At 66.0% G+C, this 15,648-nt stretch carries 14 protein-coding genes; 8 read left to right on the top strand and 6 right to left on the bottom strand.

Annotation, left to right across the window (positions count from 1 at the left end):
* Positions 1-16: 16 nt before the first annotated feature.
* The 3 genes from IC762_RS31320 to IC762_RS31310 all read right to left on the bottom strand — a co-directional run bounded on the left by IC762_RS31320 (position 17) and on the right by IC762_RS31310 (position 3,291).
* On the bottom strand, positions 17-1,171 hold the full coding sequence (locus IC762_RS31320; protein ID WP_195785952.1) for an OpgC domain-containing protein: 1,155 nt from the start codon (positions 1,169-1,171) through the stop codon (positions 17-19).
* Between the two features lie 250 nt (positions 1,172-1,421).
* Positions 1,422-2,033, bottom strand: coding sequence for a TetR/AcrR family transcriptional regulator (locus tag IC762_RS31315; RefSeq protein WP_195785951.1), 612 nt, complete (start codon positions 2,031-2,033; stop codon positions 1,422-1,424).
* 85 nt (positions 2,034-2,118) lie between these two features.
* Entirely contained in the window at positions 2,119-3,291 is a 1,173-nt protein-coding gene (locus IC762_RS31310) for an acyl-CoA dehydrogenase family protein (protein ID WP_195785950.1), read from the bottom strand.
* Between the two features lie 252 nt (positions 3,292-3,543).
* Here IC762_RS31310 and IC762_RS31305 point away from each other — a divergent pair, with 252 nt between their 5' ends.
* A complete protein-coding gene (locus tag IC762_RS31305) occupies positions 3,544-4,641 on the top strand; it encodes an asparaginase (RefSeq protein WP_195785949.1) in 1,098 nt (365 codons plus the stop codon).
* 72 nt (positions 4,642-4,713) lie between these two features.
* On the opposite strand, the gene IC762_RS31300 is transcribed toward IC762_RS31305, so the two are convergent.
* Entirely contained in the window at positions 4,714-5,964 is a 1,251-nt protein-coding gene (locus IC762_RS31300) for an ROK family transcriptional regulator (protein WP_195785948.1), read from the bottom strand.
* A gap of 261 nt (positions 5,965-6,225) precedes the next feature.
* Here IC762_RS31300 and xylB point away from each other — a divergent pair, with 261 nt between their 5' ends.
* From xylB to IC762_RS31280, 4 genes are all read left to right on the top strand, one after another.
* Positions 6,226-7,704, top strand: a complete 1,479-nt coding sequence (xylB, locus tag IC762_RS31295; protein ID WP_195785947.1) for a xylulokinase — start codon at positions 6,226-6,228, stop codon at positions 7,702-7,704.
* Positions 7,701-9,224 (top strand): sugar ABC transporter ATP-binding protein, encoded by a 1,524-nt coding sequence (locus IC762_RS31290; RefSeq protein WP_195785946.1) that lies wholly within the window; start codon positions 7,701-7,703, stop codon positions 9,222-9,224. The genes xylB and IC762_RS31290 overlap by 4 nt, the downstream gene beginning before the upstream one ends.
* Positions 9,217-10,257, top strand: a complete 1,041-nt coding sequence (locus IC762_RS31285; RefSeq protein WP_195785945.1) for an ABC transporter permease subunit — start codon at positions 9,217-9,219, stop codon at positions 10,255-10,257. The genes IC762_RS31290 and IC762_RS31285 overlap by 8 nt, the downstream gene beginning before the upstream one ends.
* 64 nt (positions 10,258-10,321) lie before the next feature.
* Positions 10,322-11,269, top strand: coding sequence for an ABC transporter substrate-binding protein (locus IC762_RS31280; RefSeq protein ID WP_195785944.1), 948 nt, complete (start codon positions 10,322-10,324; stop codon positions 11,267-11,269).
* Here IC762_RS31280 and IC762_RS31275 read toward each other — a convergent pair.
* Positions 11,236-11,838, bottom strand: coding sequence for a sigma-70 family RNA polymerase sigma factor (locus tag IC762_RS31275; protein ID WP_195785943.1), 603 nt, complete (start codon positions 11,836-11,838; stop codon positions 11,236-11,238). The genes IC762_RS31280 and IC762_RS31275 overlap by 34 nt on opposite strands.
* Before the next feature lie 168 nt (positions 11,839-12,006).
* On the opposite strand from IC762_RS31275, the gene IC762_RS31270 reads away from it, so the two are divergent.
* The gene (locus IC762_RS31270) at positions 12,007-13,107 is read left to right on the top strand and encodes an AraC family transcriptional regulator (protein ID WP_195785942.1); all 1,101 of its coding nucleotides are present in this window, start codon (positions 12,007-12,009) and stop codon (positions 13,105-13,107) included.
* Here the strand turns inward: IC762_RS31270 and IC762_RS31265 are convergent.
* On the bottom strand, positions 13,035-14,003 hold the full coding sequence (locus tag IC762_RS31265) for an SDR family NAD(P)-dependent oxidoreductase (RefSeq protein ID WP_195785941.1): 969 nt from the start codon (positions 14,001-14,003) through the stop codon (positions 13,035-13,037). The two genes, IC762_RS31270 and IC762_RS31265, sit on opposite strands and share 73 nt — an antisense overlap.
* Before the next feature lie 136 nt (positions 14,004-14,139).
* Here IC762_RS31265 and IC762_RS31260 point away from each other — a divergent pair, with 136 nt between their 5' ends.
* Complete coding sequence (locus tag IC762_RS31260) at positions 14,140-14,733, top strand: TetR/AcrR family transcriptional regulator (RefSeq protein ID WP_433995863.1); 594 nt, start codon at positions 14,140-14,142, stop codon at positions 14,731-14,733.
* 62 nt (positions 14,734-14,795) lie between these two features.
* Complete coding sequence (locus tag IC762_RS31255) at positions 14,796-15,605, top strand: MBL fold metallo-hydrolase (protein ID WP_195785940.1); 810 nt, start codon at positions 14,796-14,798, stop codon at positions 15,603-15,605.
* The last annotated feature ends 43 nt before the right edge of the window (positions 15,606-15,648 follow it).

Here is a 15,648-nt window from a genome sequence, read left to right as displayed (position 1 = left end):
ATCGGATAAATGTGGTCTACGCCGCCGGCGCCGGTTTCGGCGGGAGCTTCGCCGGCGCCTTGTCGACCTTCTTCGACCACGAGCGGTAGTAGGCCAGCACGGTCATCAGCACGATGCCGACCGCGCTGACCACGATCTGCATCCACAGGCTGCCGGAGACCTCGACCAGCACCACATGCGCGACCACGGCGAGGAAGACGCCCGAGCAGAACACCTCGAGCGACTGCTGACCGCATTTGATGATCGGCTGGAAGATCGGCCGTTCGTATCCAGGCCAGTCCTTCGGCAGAAAGCGCGTGACGAAGAAGGCGAGCACCACGAAATGCAGTACGCGATAGGGCGCGAGATTGGTCTTGTCGTTCGGATTGAACGCATCATAGAGCCAGGCCGGCATCGCATGGGCGAGCTCGGGGAAGCGCCCGGCCAGTGTCATCACCAGCGCGAACAAGAGGTAGGCCCCGCCGAGCCAGAGAAAGGCGCGCGAGCGGATGAAGGAGATCGATTCGGATGCGCCGCCGAGCGCGAACCAGCCGCCGAACACGAACAGGAACTGCCAGCAGAACGGATTGAAGTACCATGAGCCGTCCGGATAGGCCGGCAGGTTCCAGCCGAAATGCCGCGCGGCGAGGTACAGCAGGAACGACGCCGCCAGCGTCAGATTGAGCTTGCGGAGCATCGCCCACAGCACCAGCGGATAGACCACCATCAGCGCGATGTAGAGCGGCAGCACGTCCATGTTGACCGGCTTGAACGCCAGGATCAGGCCTTGATAGAGCGTCTCGGCCGGGTTCTGCATGAAGCCGGCGACGTTGAACTCGTTCTGCAGATTGGGATCGTGGTAGCGCTGGGCGAGATAGCCGATCTCGGCGATGTAGATCACGAACAGCATGACGTGCGCGACATAGATCTGCCAGGAGCGCTTGATCAGCCGGGTGGCGCCGATCACGGTGCCGCGCTCGATCATCATCCGCGCATAGACAAAGGACGCCGTGTAGCCGGAGATGAAGACGAACAGATCGGCAGCGTCGCTGAAGCCGAAATTCTTCTGCGTGATCCAGTTCACCGCGTTGTTCGGGATGTGATCGAGATAGATAGCCCAATTGGCGAACCCGCGCAGCAGATCCAGTCGATAGTCGCGCCCGCGCGGCGGCAGGACAGCCTTGACGTCCATCGATTCGCTCCCCCCTTGCAGCCCGCGTCGTCCGGTCCGCGAGCCTCCACGGCATCATACTAGAACAGGATATTGACGGCTGTGTAGAGGGCGCTCGTATCGCGGGCGCGACGAATTTTCATCAAATCGTTCTTGCCGGTCGCGTAGAAGCCGTAGGGTGGGCAAAGCGAAGCGTGCCCACCATTCACGCCGTGCTCGCGATGGTGGGCACGCTTGCGCTTTGCCCGCCCTACGAATCGACTGCGTCACGCTAGCGCGGGACGAAGCTGTAATGCAGCGTGGAGAACAGCGCCTTGCCCTTCTTCACCAGATCGTATTTGCGGCCGTAGAGCAGCCAGACCGCGGTCAGCTGGCACATGCCGCCCATCATCAGCGACATCGCAACATAGGGATCGAGATTGCGGCGATAGCTGCCGGCGCGAACTGCCCGCTTGATCAGCTGCACGTAGCGCAGCGCGTATCTGTCGACGGCCTTCTTGACCCGCGGTTCGGCGGCGGTGACGCTCGGCCATATCTCCAGGAAGAACACCCGGCCCCAGCTCGGGTTCTCGCTGATATATTCGAAGTTGGTGAGGAAGATGATGCGCAGCTGCTCGACGGGATCGGCACCCTTGGCCAGCCGCGGCTCGGTCTTCTGGTACAGCGCTTCGAAATTGTCCTCCGGCACTTCCAGCACCAGCGCGCGCTTGTCCTCGAAATAGTCGTAGATGCTCGACAGCGGCACCTTGGCCGCGGCGGCGATGTCGGTGAGCGAGGTGCGATCGATGCCCCGTTCGCCGAACAGCTTCGTTGCCGCGCCCAGAATCTGTTCCCGCCGCTCGCGGCTGCGTTGTTGCTTGAGCTTGAGTGTCCCCGAAGCCACTTGCGTCTCCCCGCATTCCGCAAAAACAGTAAGGCTGCGGAATGCGAACACAAGGGCTATTGCGGCGATATACAACGGCGTCACGTCAGGTCGGCGCGTTCCGCCGTTCATGATCGCGGAACGCGTGACGGGCGATGACCTGCCGCATGATCTCGGACGTGCCATCCAGGATGCGCACGACGCGGGTTTCCCGCCAGATCCGCTCGATCGGCAGGTCCCTGGAATAACCAACACCACCGAACAGTTGCAGGGTGGTGTCGGCGATGCGCTGCACCATCTCGGCGCCGGTATATTTGGACAGCGCTGCGGCCGCGGTGCGGGCGGCCGCGTCGCCGTGGTCGTAACGCCAGGCCGCCTCATAGGCGACGAGCCGCGCGGCATGCAGCGCGGCTGCCATGTCGGCGATCTGCCATTCGATGCCCTGGTGGTCGCGCAGCTTGCGCCCGAACGCCTCGCGCTGCGAGACGTGGTCGAGGGCATAGGCGAGCAGCTGGCTCGCGGCGCCGACGCAATAGGCGCCCCAATGCGTGCGCCCGGCATCCAGGCAGCGCATCGCGATGGCAAAGCCTTCGCCCTCTTGTCCGAGCAGATTGTCGCGCGGCACACGGCAGTGCTCCAACTTGACCTCGGCATGTTCCGAGCCGCGCCCGGCGGCCATCTCGACCACACGGCCGATCGAAAGCCCCGGCGTTTTCGCGTCCACAACGAAGGCCGCGATGCCTTTGGCACCGGCGGACGGATCGAGCGTGGCGAACACGGTAAAGACGCCGGCGACCGGCGCGTTGGTGATGTAGGTCTTGCATCCGTCGAGTACATAATGATCGCCGTCGCGCCGCGCCCGGGTCTCGATCCGTGCCGCATCGGAGCCGGCATTCGGCTCGGTCAGCGCGAAGGCCGCGATCACCCGTCCGCTGGCGAGCTCGGGCAGCCAGCGGTCACGGACCTGCGGCCTGGCGAAAAACTCGATCGCCTTCGATCCGATGTGCACGTTCACCCCGCTCAGATAGTAGAAGGCGGTGTGCGCCTTCGCGAGTTCCTCGATCGCGATGCAGCTGCCGAGCATCGACAGGCCGAGGCCGCCGAATTCCCTTGGCGTGTTGGTGCCGAATAATCCCATCCGGCGCAGGGCGGCCATCGCGCTGTCCGGCACGCGTCCGGTCGCTTCGATCGCCGCATCATGCGGTTGCAGCTCGGTGCGCACGAAGTCGCGGATCCGGCTTTGCAGAACCTGGAGCTGGTCGGGAAGCTGGAAATCCATGGCCCACCTATGATTGGCTCGGATCGGCTCGTCCATAATTCGAATATTCTTCGAAAATGGTCGCGCCGCCCTTCGGCGATGTCAAGTGAGAACCGAAAAGAGATCGTGCGGCACGAGACGCCGGAAGGCTCTTGAAAAGCCGGCGCGAAAGGCGACACTCCATCGGTCCGCAACGCCTGCCGCAAGTTTGTCTATTTTCTGTTGGATAAAACCAAGGGTTGTGGGCGGGCAATTTGTCGTTGGGGGACAGAGATGGCGCAGCACTCGTTTCATTCAATCGGCTCCGCACGGGCTTTCATCGGTCTCGCTCTCGCATTGATGATCGGGCTGCTCGCGCCGCCCGCATCCGCACAGACCGCGACCAATGCCACCCTGGCCCGGGTGCTGGTGCTCGGCACCGGCGGCACCATTGCGGGGCAGGCCAACGCACGGGCCGGCAACGCCTACGATTCCGGCAAGATCAGCGCGGCGAACCTGATCGCGGCGATCCCGGGCATCGACAAGCTCGCCACCATCTCGGCGGAGCAGATCTCCTCGATCGGCTCGCAGGACATGAACGACAAGGTCTGGTTCGACCTCGTCAAGCGCATCCGCGCTGCGATCGAGAACAAGGAGGTCGATGGCGTCGTGATCACGCACGGCACCGACACGATGGAGGAGACCGCGTTCTTCCTGCAAAACGTGCTCGACACCGAGATTCCGATCGTGCTGGTCGGCTCGATGCGGCCGTCGACCGCGATCGGCGCCGACGGACCGGCCAATCTGTACGATGCGATGCGGGTCGCCTCCGCGCCGGAATCGCGCGGCCGCGGCGTGCTGGTCGTGCTCAACGACACCATCCACGGCGCGCGCTGGGTGCAGAAGACCAACACCACCAGCGTGCAGACCTTCCGCTCGCCCGATGCCGGCCCGGTCGGCTATGTCGACACCGGCTCGCTGCGCTTCCTGGCGGGGGCCCCGGCCAAGGGAGCGAAGTACAAGCTGCCGGATGCGCCGCCGCTGCCGCGGGTCGACATCGTCTATTCGCACGCCAACATGGACGCCGCCGAGGTCGAGGATGCGGTGAAGCGCGGCGCCAAGGGCATCGTGCTGGCCGGCGTCGGCGACGGCAATTCCTCCAAGGGCGCGATCGATGCGCTCGCGGCGGCGGCGAAGCAGGGCGTCGTGGTGGTGCGTTCGAGCCGCGTCGGATCGGGTTATGTCAATCGCAACGTCGAGGTCGAGGACGACAAGCTCGGCTTTGCGGTCGCGCTCGACCTCAACCCGCAAAAGGCCCGCGTGCTGCTCGAACTCCTGATCGCCAACGGCATCACCGATCCCAAGGCGGTGCAGCAGGCATATGCGCAGTAGCGGGGTCCGTCTGCCGGTGCGCCCCTGACGTGGGCTGCGCGGAAAGGTGCTAGCGAGCCAGTGGATATCTGCTCAGCCCTGGCCGGCCAGCGCTGAGAGCTTGCCCAGCAGCTTCGTCCGGTCCTTGCCGATCATCAGCACACTGCTGTCCGGGGCAAGCAGCGCCGTGAACGGCAGCATCGCGGCGCCGAGCGGCGAGGCCTCAGGGCCGAACTGGCCCGGCACGATCTCCGGCGCGACGATGCCGGTGGCGCGCACGCGGCTGAACAGGCTTTGCACCTTCGCCAGCAACTCCAGATGAATCGGCCGCGGCAAAATGCTGTCGAGCACGATCGCTTCGATGTCGATCACCGAGGCGATGGCGATGATCGCCTCGGCCAGCGCGTTGGCGCAATCCTCGATCCATTCGTCGAGCGGCTCGCGCGCGCCTGAAGGCATGGGGTCCAGCTCCCGCACCCGCGTGATCTCGATGCCGCGCGACTTCAGATGATTGACCAGCACGTAGATCGAGGCTCGGTGAATCAAGCTCGGGTAGCGCCCCGGTTTGACGATTGCCGAATCGAGGCGCGACGGCGAGACCGGCAACGGGCCGAGCGCGGCGCTGTTTCCGTGCGGGCCGGTCTGCACCTTGCCGTCTTGCACCAGGCCGCCGCCGACGAAGGTGTCGATCGAGATGTGCATGAAATCGCGGAAGCGCGCGCCGGCACCGTGGACCAACTCGGCCAGCGCGGCAGACGTGGCGTCGTTCTCGATGAACACCGGCGTCTTCGCCGGCGTCGCGAAATGCGTCATCAGCTCGATCGCGTCCCAGCGGTCGCCAAGGTCGGCCGGAAAGCCGAGCTCCTCATGCCAGCCGCCCAGGAAGTAGGGCGAAGCGATGCCGACGCCGACGATGGAGGCGTCGTCGAGAGCGTTCACCAGCGCGTCGAAATTGGCGAGCGCGGCGTTGCCCGCCTTGCGGACCAATTCGGGGTCCGGATAGCGGTATTCGTGCGACTCGCGGGCGCGCAACTCGCCGGCAAAGTCGACCAGCACCGCCTCCAGCGCGCGACGGCCGATCTTGATGCCGACACTATAGATGCGCTCCGGCATCAGCCGGTAGAGCACGGACGGCGATCCGCGCTGCCCGAACCTCTTCCCGACCTGCTTTACGAATCCTGCCTGTTCCAGTCCATCGACGATGCCGGCCACGGCAGCCGGCGTGAGGTGTGCGGCGCGCGCAAGATCGGATTTGGACGCTTCCTTGAGGCGGCGGACGGCATCGAGCACGAAGCGCTCATTGTAGTGGCGAAGCTTGACCGAATTGCTGCCCTTTCCTGACAAGCCGTCATCTCCAATCAAGCCATCGCTGCCACTTCTGGCTTCCGCCGCGATCGGGTTCCGATCGCGCTGGAACTCGGTATGCCATTTGGCGTCATCCTCGTGCGAGCCATTTTCTCGTTGCGACCCGACTATAATATAGTAAATTAAAAAAATAAATGTCTGCCAAAGGATAAGGGCAGGCTAGGGGAAACGATCCGGTCCTGTTGGCCACCAACGGCCTCGGCAGCAGCGCGCCGACATCGACGACCGGCAAGGAGCATCATGTTTCTCGGCATCGATCTCGGCACCTCGGCGGTCAAGACCATCCTGGTTGATGGCGCACAGCGCGTCATCGCCAGCAGAAGTCACGCGCTGTCGACGGCCTCGCCGCGCCCGGGCTTCTCCGAGCAGGATCCGCGGCTGTGGGTCGAGGCGACGTTCGCGACATTGGACGCGCTGAAGGCGGATCACCCCCGTGAATTGGCCGAGGTTGTGGGCATCGGCCTCTCCGGTCAGATGCACGGCGCGACGCTGCTCGACGCCGACCTCCGTCCGCTGCGGCCCTGCATTCTCTGGAACGACGGCCGCTCCGCCGCCGAGTGCCGCGAGCTCGAAGCGCGCTGGCCCGCCTTGCGTGCGACGACGGGCAACAAGGCGATGCCCGGTTTCACCGCGCCGAAGCTGCTCTGGGTCGCAACGCACGAGCCGGAGAACTTTGCGGCGACGCGGCTCGTGCTGCTGCCGAAGGCCTATCTGCGCCTCGTCATGTCGGGCGAGGCGATCGAGGACGTCTCCGATGCCTCGGGATCGCTATGGCTCGATGTCCTCAGGCGCGACTGGTCGGATGACGGCCTTGCCGCAACCGGCCTCTCGCGCAGGCAGATGCCGCGTCTGGTCGAGGGCTTTGCGCCCGCGGCGCGGCTGACCCGCGAGCTCGCGCAGCGCTGGGGCATGGCCAAACAGCCGATGATTGCGGGTGGCGCGGGCGACAATCCGGCCGGCGCCATCGGCATCGGCGCGATCCGGCCGGGAACCGCGTTCATCTCGCTTGGCACGTCGGGCGCGCTGTTTGCGCCGACCGAGAGGATTGCGGCCAATCCCGAGCGCGCCGTGCATATCTTCGCGCACGCAATCCCGGCGATGTGGCTGCAGGGCGGCGCAATCCTCTCGGCGGCATCCTGCCTCGGCTGGATCGCGCGGCTGCTCGGCGCCCCGGAAGCCGAGTTGCTGGCGCCCCTTGGCGCGCATCCGCAGGCGCCGTCGCCTGTCAGCTTCCTGCCGTATCTTGCCGGCGAGCGCACGCCGCATGACGACCCCGATGTGCGCGGCATGCTCGATGGCCTGAGCCATGGCACGGATCGCGCCGCGGTCGTGCAGGCCGTGCTCGAAGGCGTCGCCTTCGCGCTTGCCGATTGCCGCGATGCGCTCGCGAGCGCCGGCCTTGTCGTGACCGAGGCCGATGCGATCGGCGGTGGCGCGCGATCGGGCTTCTGGCTCTCGGTGCTGGCGAACGTTCTCGACATGCCGATCAACCGCGTTGCCGACAGCGACGTCGGCGCGGCGTTCGGCGCGGCGAGATTGGGGCGTCTTGCCGTCACCGGCGAGCCGATCGCAGCCGTCTGCACGGCACCGCCGCGCGTCGAGACCTTCGAGCCCAAGCGTGGTCTCGCCGACGCCTATGCCGCGAGGCTTCCTGCATGGCGCGAGCTGTACCGGCCGCGCCGCGGATCGGAAACGCATCGTGCGAGGGAGGCAAGATGACCGAGCCGATCCTCGAGATGCGCCGGGTCTCCAAGTCGTTCTTCACGATCAAGGCGCTGCGCGACGTCGACCTCACCGTCTACCCAGGTGAGATCCACGCCTTGATGGGCGAGAACGGCGCCGGCAAATCGACGCTGATGAAGATCCTGTCGGGCGCCTACCGGCCCGATCCGGGCGGCGAGATCCGCATCGAGGGCAAGCAGGTCGCGATCAACGGCCCGCTCGGCGGCCGCGCGGCCGGCATCTCGATCATCTATCAGGAGCTATCGCTGGCCCCGAATCTCAGCGTCGCGCAGAACATCTATCTCGGCCGCGAAGTCTCGCGCCTCGGGCTGCTGGCGCGCGAGGCGATGGAGGCCGGTGTCGGCCCGATCCTGGAGCGGCTCGGCGCCGATTTCACCGCGTCGACACTGGTCGCGAATTTATCGATGGGGCAACGCCAGCTGGTCGAGATCGCCCGCGCGCTGCACGCCCGCTCGAAAATCCTGATCATGGACGAGCCGACCACCGCGCTGTCGGCCGGTGAGAGCGAGCGGTTGTTCGGCCTGATTCGGCAGCTCCGCGCCGAGGGCCTTGCGATCATCTACATCTCGCACCGCATGGACGAGGTCTATGCGCTCGGCGACCGCGTCACGGTGCTGCGCGACGGCACCATGGTCGGCTCGCTCGACAAGGGCGAGATCCGCGCCGACATCATCGTCCGCATGATGGTCGGGCGCGACGTCTCGTCGTTTTACAAGAAGGAGCATGATCCGCGGGCCGTGCACGGCGCGCCCGTGCTCGCCGCCGTCGACATTGCCGACGGCCAGCGTGTCAAGGGTTGCTCGCTGACCGTGCATGCGGGCGAGGTGGTCGGTCTCGCCGGGCTGGTTGGTGCCGGCCGCACCGAGTTGGCGCATCTGATCATCGGCGCCGCGCCGAAGACTGCCGGCCATGTCGAGCTCGAAGGATGTAACGTCGAGATCCGTAACCCCGGCGAGGCGCTCGCGGCGGGCATCGCCTATCTGACCGAGGACCGCAAGGCGCTCGGCCTGTTCCTCGACATGTCCTGCCTCGACAACATCAATCTCGCGGTGCTGGGCCGCGATGCCAGGCCGGGCGGCATCCTCGACCGGGACAAGGCGCGAGACCGGGCGAAGAAAGCGTTCGCGGCGCTGGGCATCCGCGCCGCGGATATCGGCGTCACGGTCGGCGGCCTCTCCGGCGGCAACCAGCAAAAGGTGCTGCTGTCGCGGCTGCTTGCGATTGCGCCAAAGATCCTGATCCTCGACGAGCCGACGCGCGGCGTCGATGTCGGCGCCAAGTCCGAGATCTATTCGATCATCGACAACCTCGCGAAGTCGGGCACCGCGGTGCTGGTGATCTCCTCCGACCTGCCCGAGATCATCGGCATCTGCGACCGCGTCATCGTGATGCGCGCGGGGCACATTGCCGGCGCGATGAGGCGGACCGAGACGTCGCCGCTGAACCAGGAAGACATCATGGCACTCGCCACCGGGACGGAGCAGATCGATGCCTGATCAAGGATCCACGCAGGTGAACACCGCCACCGCAAGCGGATTGGCCGCGATGCAGGAGACCAGGCGTCAGCGCATCAGGCTGGCGATCCGCGCCGCCGGCATGCTGCCGGTGCTGCTGCTGCTGTGCGGCGGCTTTCACTATTTCTCGGACGGCCGTTTCTTCACCGCGCAGAATCTCGGCATCGTGGTGCAGCAGGCCGCCGTCAACACCGTGCTGGCGGCCGGCATGACCTTCGTGATCCTCACCGGCGGCATCGACCTCTCGGTCGGCTCGATCCTGGCGGCCTCGGCCATGGCCGGACTGATCATCTCCAAGCTGCCCGATCTCGGCGCGTTGTGGTTACCGGCCTCGGTGCTGACGGGCGCGGCCTTCGGCATCGTCAATGGCGGCCTGATCGCGCTGTTGCGCCTGCCGCCCTTCATCGTCACGCTCGGCTCGCTCACCGCGGTGCGCGGCGTGGCGCGGCTGCTCGGCGCCGACACCACGGTGTTCAATGCGTCGATCCCCTATGCCTTCATCGGCAACGGCTCGCTGACGCTCATTCCCGGCTTGCTGACGATCCCCTGGCTCTGGGTGATCGCGTTGCTGGTGATCCTCGTCTCCTGGCTGGTGCTGCGCCGTACCGTGCTCGGCGTGCACATCTATGCGGTCGGCGGCAATGAGAGCGCAGCGCGGCTCGCCGGCATCAAGGTCTGGGCGGTCTTGATCTTCGTCTATGGCGTGTCGGGCCTGCTCGCGGGCCTCGGTGGCGCGATGCAGGCGGCGCGGCTCTACGCCGCCAACGGCCTGCAACTCGGCCAGTCCTACGAGCTCGACGCGATCACCGCCGTGATCCTCGGCGGCACATCCTTTGTCGGCGGCATCGGCTCGATCTGGGGCACGTTGGTCGGCGCGCTGATCATCGCCGTGCTGTCGAACGGCCTGATCCTCACCGGCGTGTCCGACGTCTGGCAATACGTGATCAAGGGCTTGGTGATCATCGGCGCGGTGGCGCTCGACCGCTACCGGCTACAGGGCTCGGCCCGCACCTGAAAACAAATCTTGCGCGGTCACTGGTCGCCGTGCCGGAGCTTTGAACAGACCAGGGAGGACGCCAATGTTGAAGACGATCTCGTTTGCCAGCGCGGCCATGGCGCTGGTCCTGAGCTCCGCCCCATGCTTCGCCAAGGAACTCAAGTCGATCGGCATCTCGCTGGGCTCGCTGGGAAACCCGTTCTTCGTCGCACTGTCGAAGGGCGCCGAGTTCGAGGCGAAGAAAACCAATCCCAACGTCAAGATCACGACGGTGGGGTTCGAATACGACCTCGGCAAGCAGGTCACCCAGATCGACAATTTCATCGCCGCCGGCGTCGATCTGATCCTGCTCAACCCCGGCGATCCCAAGGCGATCGGGCCGGCGATCAAGAAGGCGCAGACCGCCGGCATCATCGTCGTTGCCGTCGACACCGCGGCCGAGGGCGCCGATGCCACGGTCACCACCAACAACGTCCAGGCCGGCGAGATCTCCTGCCAGTACATCGTCGACAAGCTGGGCGGCAAGGGCGACGTGATCATCGAGAACGGGCCGCAGGTTTCCGCGGTGATCGACCGCGTGGTCGGCTGCAAGAACACGTTCGGCAAGGCCCCCGGCATCAAGGTGCTGTCCAGCGACCAGGACGGCAAGGGTTCGCGCGAAGGCGGCCTCACCGTGGCGCAGGGCTATCTGACCCGCTTCGCCAAGATCGACGCCATCTTCGCCATCAACGATCCGCAGGCGATCGGCACCGACCTCGCGGCACGCCAGCAGGGCCGCACCGGCATCGTCATCACCGCGGTCGACGGCGCGCCCGACATCGAGGCCGCGCTCAAGGATCCCGCCTCGCCGCAGATTCAGGCTTCCGCCTCGCAGGATCCGTTCTTCATGGCGCGCCGCGCGGTGCAGATCGGCGTCGGCCTGCTCAGCGGCCAGAAACCTGCATCGACCGTCGAGCTGTTGCCGTCGAAGCTCGTGACGCGCGACAATATCGGCGACTACAAGGGCTGGACATCGGACCGTTCGCAATAGGACCGCTCGCCGGCGGGCTGCCGCGCCGTCGCAGGCGACGGCGTGGCGGACTGCCGGATCGCGCCGGCGTTGCTTGCTGCCTTCCGCACTGTGAGCAGCACCGCGCGCGCCTGCGCGATCCGCGACAGCACCGTCGAAGCCGGCACGCCGGTGACTTCGGCGATCTCGCGATAGGACAGGCCGATGAATTCGCGCAGCGCAATGGTTTCGCCCAGCGGTGCCGGCAGATCGTCGATCAGGTCCCGGATCGTCGGCATGCGCCGCTCGGATGTGATCCGCTCGGACGCCGTGCAGGGCCCTCTCAGCAGGGCAGTTCCGCCCTCGTGCCAGCCGAGTTTTTCGTGGCACACCGTTCTGAGGATCGCGAGCAGCCATGATTTGAGGGCGCCGCCGCGAAACCCCTCGAACTGTTGCCGCGCGCGCACGTAGCATTCCTGCACGGCATGTTCGGCATCCGCCTCGTTGCGGATCAACACGCGCGCGAAGGTATAGGCGTCATCGAGGTATGGCAGAGCCGCGTCTCGAAATGCCTGCGCCGTTTTATTCCCGGCTTTATCGTCACGCATCATTGGGTTGCATCTCGTGAATAGCTTTACCAGCAATGGGGCGAGTGGTATCAGGCTCCCCGCCGGGGTCGTGGACCGTTGCGCCAAGTGTAGGGACAGCAACGACATGCGCGCCCCGGAGGGAAAGCGATCGGTCATCGTCTGATCGATCGGGCTTTCGGAGCACGGATCATGTCCGAGACACAGGCGCCCAACCGCTTCTCGATCTTCCATCACGGGCTCGCCAGGGGGGCCGCCTATGAAGCGTGGCGCGAGGGCATTTGCCGCGGCTTCTGCCGGCTCGACGTCGGGCCGGCCGGCGACGACCGCATCGATTGCCATAACGAGTTCACCCAGCTGCATTCCGTGGTCATCGCGACGCCGCAGGGCGGCTCGGCGCGGTTCGCGCGCACCCGCGCGCTGCTGGACGACGGCTGCGACGACTTGGTGCTGATCTTCGCGACCCGCGGCAAGGTCCAGGTGACGCAGGCAGGCACGGCAATCGAGTTGGCGCGCGGGCAGATCTGTCTCACCGAAATGAACATCGTCGGCGCGGCGGATCTCACGCGCTCCGGAGGATTTACCACGACGCGGTTTCCGCGGCGTCTGCTGCTCCAGGTCGCACCTTTGGCGGAGGATCAGCTGGCGCGGCCGCTCGGGCTCGATCGTGCCTTGAACGCGATGATCGAGCGCTATTCCGCGCTGTGCACCGACATGGCCGGCGAGCTGGATGCACGGGGTCAGCAGGCTGCGGCGCATCATCTGGCCGATCTGGTCGGTCTTGCGCTGGGCGGCCGCGCCGAAAAGCAGGAACGAGACGGGCTGGCGAAGGCAAGGCTCGATCTGATGAAGGCCGACGTCCTGAAGAATCTCGACAATGGCAAGCTGACGATCGAAGCCGTTGCACGGGCGAATGCGCTCAGCGCCCGTCAGGCGCAGCGGCTGTTTGCGTCGTCAGGGACGACATTCTCGGAGTTCGTTCTGGAACAGCGCCTGTTGCTGGCACGAAGGCTGCTGCTTCACGAGACTGGCGCGGCGCGCAAGGTCAGCGACATCGCCTTTACGGTCGGCTTCAACGACCTGTCGTATTTCCACCGCTCGTTCCGAAGGAAATTCGGCATCGCACCCGCGGAGATGCAGACGGGGCTGCGACGCACGCACCGAACGGCTTTTGCCGCAGCCACGGCCGATGAAAAATCCTCACCGGCCGTGGCCTGCGATCAGAAGCGTTCGCCGACCATCTCTTCGCTCTTGGCCCACAACGCCTTGGCGTGCGCCGGATCGAGCGCATAGGGTCTGACGCCGGGGCTGACCGGGCTGATTAGTGCATCGGTGACGTCGGACACCTGGCAGTTCTCGCAATAGCGGCCGGCCACGTCCGCAACCGGTGCGACGAACGCCGCCCAGACCGATGTCGCGGCGCCCTGCGGGACCGTCTTCCATTGAAAGGGCGGCTGGCCTGCGGCTGCCTGTTGCGCGTTGATCTGCGCGACGAGCCGATCGAGTTCATCGGGCTGCATGTGGCGGCCCAGTTCGGTCCTGATCCCGCCCGGGTGCAGCGCCGTCGCCCGCACGCCGCGCGCCTTGTGGCGGCGGTCGAACTCCACCGCAAACAGGATGTTCGCGGTCTTGGAACGACCATAGGCGATCATCGGCTCATAAGGGGTGCGCGCGAAATTGGGATCGTCGAGGTCGACATCCGAATAGCGGTGGCCGGACGAGGCGACGTTTACGAGACGTCCACCCGGCGCGATCAGATCTGCGATGCGGTTCACGAAGACGAAATGGCCGAGATGATTGGTACCGAACTGCGTCTCGAAGCCGTCGGCGGTGTGCCCGAACGGCGATCGCATCACGCCGGCATTGGCGATCACGGCATCGAAGCGCCGTCCGTCCGCCACCAGCGCATCCGCGCAGGCGCGCACGCTTTTGAGCGAGGCGAGGTCGAGCTCGACCAGTGTGAGGCCACCGCCCTTCGTGGCCTCGGCGCGCACCTCGCTGGTCGCACGTTCGGCCTTGCCGAGATCGCGCGCCGCGCCGACCACCTGGGCGCCATGCGCCACCAGCGCCCGCGCCGTTTCGACGCCGAGCCCGGCCGAGACGCCGGTGACCAGCACACGTTTTCCGCTGAGATCGATCCCCGCCAGCACCTCGTCGGTGGTGGACGTCGCCCCGAAATGATTGGCCATGGTATTCTCCTTGATGTGCGAGCACAGCTCTCCCGTGCTGGCAAACCATTGTTTGCCAACCGCTTTTGGTTTAAGAGGAGACTGTCTCCGTTTTAGATACGGAGACACTCTCCGTTTATCAAGGGGGTTCTTTGGCGTGATCGACAAGAAGGCCGTTCCCGCTCGCAAGCCGCGCGTCGACGCCCAGCGCAATCGCGTCCGCCTGCTCGAAACCGCGAAGGCGGCCTTTGCCGAGAAGGGGTCGGGCGCCAGCCTCGACGAGATCGCGCGCACCGCAGGCGTCGGGGCTGGAACCCTCTATCGCCACTTTCCGACCCGCGACGCCCTGATCGAGGCGGTCTACCGCAATGAGACCGAGCAGTTGGTCGAGGCCGCCACGCGATTGGCCGGGACGCTCTCGCCGGTCGAGGCCTTGCGTGAATGGTTGCTGGTGTTCGTGGACTACATGGCCGCCAAGCGCGGAATGCAGGAAGCGCTCAATTCGCTGGTCGGCGGCACCTCCGAACTGTACTCGGCGTCGTCGGAGCAGATGAAGCGGGCGATGGGTGATCTGCTCGACCGCGCGGTGGCGAGCGGCGACATCCGTCTCGATCTCGACCCCTTCGACCTGCTGCGCGCGCTGGCCGGCGTGGCCAGTCTGGGCGCCGGGCCGGAGGGCATGCAGGCCGCCAGGCGCATGGTCGACATCCTGATCGCGGGACTGCGGACCTCGACGCCTTCTGCCGATTGAAGCCGCGTTGCGATCTGGCGGGCGGCTGGTTTCGCGCTATCTCTTGGTCGTGGAGGGTCACGATGCCCCTGTGGACCTGCGAACAATGCGGCGCGCAATTTCCTGACAGCGCGGCGTCGCCGGCGGCTTGCCCGATCTGCGAGGACGAGCGGCAGTATGTGAACTGGAACGGGCAGGCGTGGTTGACGCGCGAGCAACTGGCAGCGCGACACAAGGTCGTCTGGCGCGACGATCTCGGCCTGACGGGAATTGGGCTGGAGCCGTCGTTCGCGATCGGTCAGCGGGCGCTGCTGGTGCCCGATCGCGGCGGCTGCGTGATGTGGGACTGCGTGCCGCTGGCGACGGCCGAGGCGATCGCGCATGTAAGGTCGCTCGGCGGCCTGAGGGCGATCGCGATCTCGCATCCGCATTATTATGGCGCGGTCGCCGACTGGAGCGCGGCGTTCGACAACGCGCCGGTCTATCTGCACGGTGACGACGCGCAATGGGTGACGCGGCCGCATTCCGCGATCGTGCCGTGGCAGGGCGACAGCTGTCCGATTTCCGACGACATCCTGCTGTTGCGCACCGGCGGCCATTTTGCCGGCGGCACGGTGCTGCATTGGCGCGGCGGCGCCGAGGGCCGCGGTGCGCTGCTGACCGGCGATATCGCGATGGTGGCGATGGACCGCCGCTCGGTGAGCTTCATGTACTCCTATCCGAACTACATTCCGCTCGATGCCGCGGCCGTGCGCGGCATCGCGCGCATGGTCGCGCCGCTCGCCTTCGATCGGATCTACGGCGCCTGGTGGGGCAAGAACATCGCCTCCGACGCCAAGGAGGCGTTCGATCGCTCGGTGCGGCGCTATCTCGCGGCGATTTCGGACGGTTGAGCGGGTTTCACTCCCCGGGCCGCTCCGAAATCTTGCCATGGCG

The sequence above is a fragment of the Bradyrhizobium genosp. L genome, assembly GCF_015624485.1.
Taxonomy (GTDB): domain Bacteria; phylum Pseudomonadota; class Alphaproteobacteria; order Rhizobiales; family Xanthobacteraceae; genus Bradyrhizobium.
Note: the sequence above shows the minus strand (reverse complement) of the source record. Positions and strands in the feature narration are given on the sequence as shown.

What these genes read in the sequence shown, in the direction of transcription:
- IC762_RS31305 (WP_195785949.1), top strand. Translation starts at nt 3,544, where the DNA reads ATGGCGCAGCACTCGTTTCATTCAATCGGCTCCGCACGGGCTTTCATC.
- IC762_RS31310 (WP_195785950.1), bottom strand. Translation starts at nt 3,291, where the DNA reads ATGGATTTCCAGCTTCCCGACCAGCTCCAGGTTCTGCAAAGCCGGATC.
- xylB (WP_195785947.1), top strand. Translation starts at nt 6,226, where the DNA reads ATGTTTCTCGGCATCGATCTCGGCACCTCGGCGGTCAAGACCATCCTG.
- IC762_RS31275 (WP_195785943.1), bottom strand. Translation starts at nt 11,838, where the DNA reads ATGATGCGTGACGATAAAGCCGGGAATAAAACGGCGCAGGCATTTCGA.
- IC762_RS31255 (WP_195785940.1), top strand. Translation starts at nt 14,796, where the DNA reads ATGCCCCTGTGGACCTGCGAACAATGCGGCGCGCAATTTCCTGACAGC.
- IC762_RS31270 (WP_195785942.1), top strand. Translation starts at nt 12,007, where the DNA reads ATGTCCGAGACACAGGCGCCCAACCGCTTCTCGATCTTCCATCACGGG.
- IC762_RS31265 (WP_195785941.1), bottom strand. Translation starts at nt 14,003, where the DNA reads ATGGCCAATCATTTCGGGGCGACGTCCACCACCGACGAGGTGCTGGCG.
- IC762_RS31280 (WP_195785944.1), top strand. Translation starts at nt 10,322, where the DNA reads ATGTTGAAGACGATCTCGTTTGCCAGCGCGGCCATGGCGCTGGTCCTG.
- IC762_RS31290 (WP_195785946.1), top strand. Translation starts at nt 7,701, where the DNA reads ATGACCGAGCCGATCCTCGAGATGCGCCGGGTCTCCAAGTCGTTCTTC.
- IC762_RS31320 (WP_195785952.1), bottom strand. Translation starts at nt 1,171, where the DNA reads ATGGACGTCAAGGCTGTCCTGCCGCCGCGCGGGCGCGACTATCGACTG.
- IC762_RS31285 (WP_195785945.1), top strand. Translation starts at nt 9,217, where the DNA reads ATGCCTGATCAAGGATCCACGCAGGTGAACACCGCCACCGCAAGCGGA.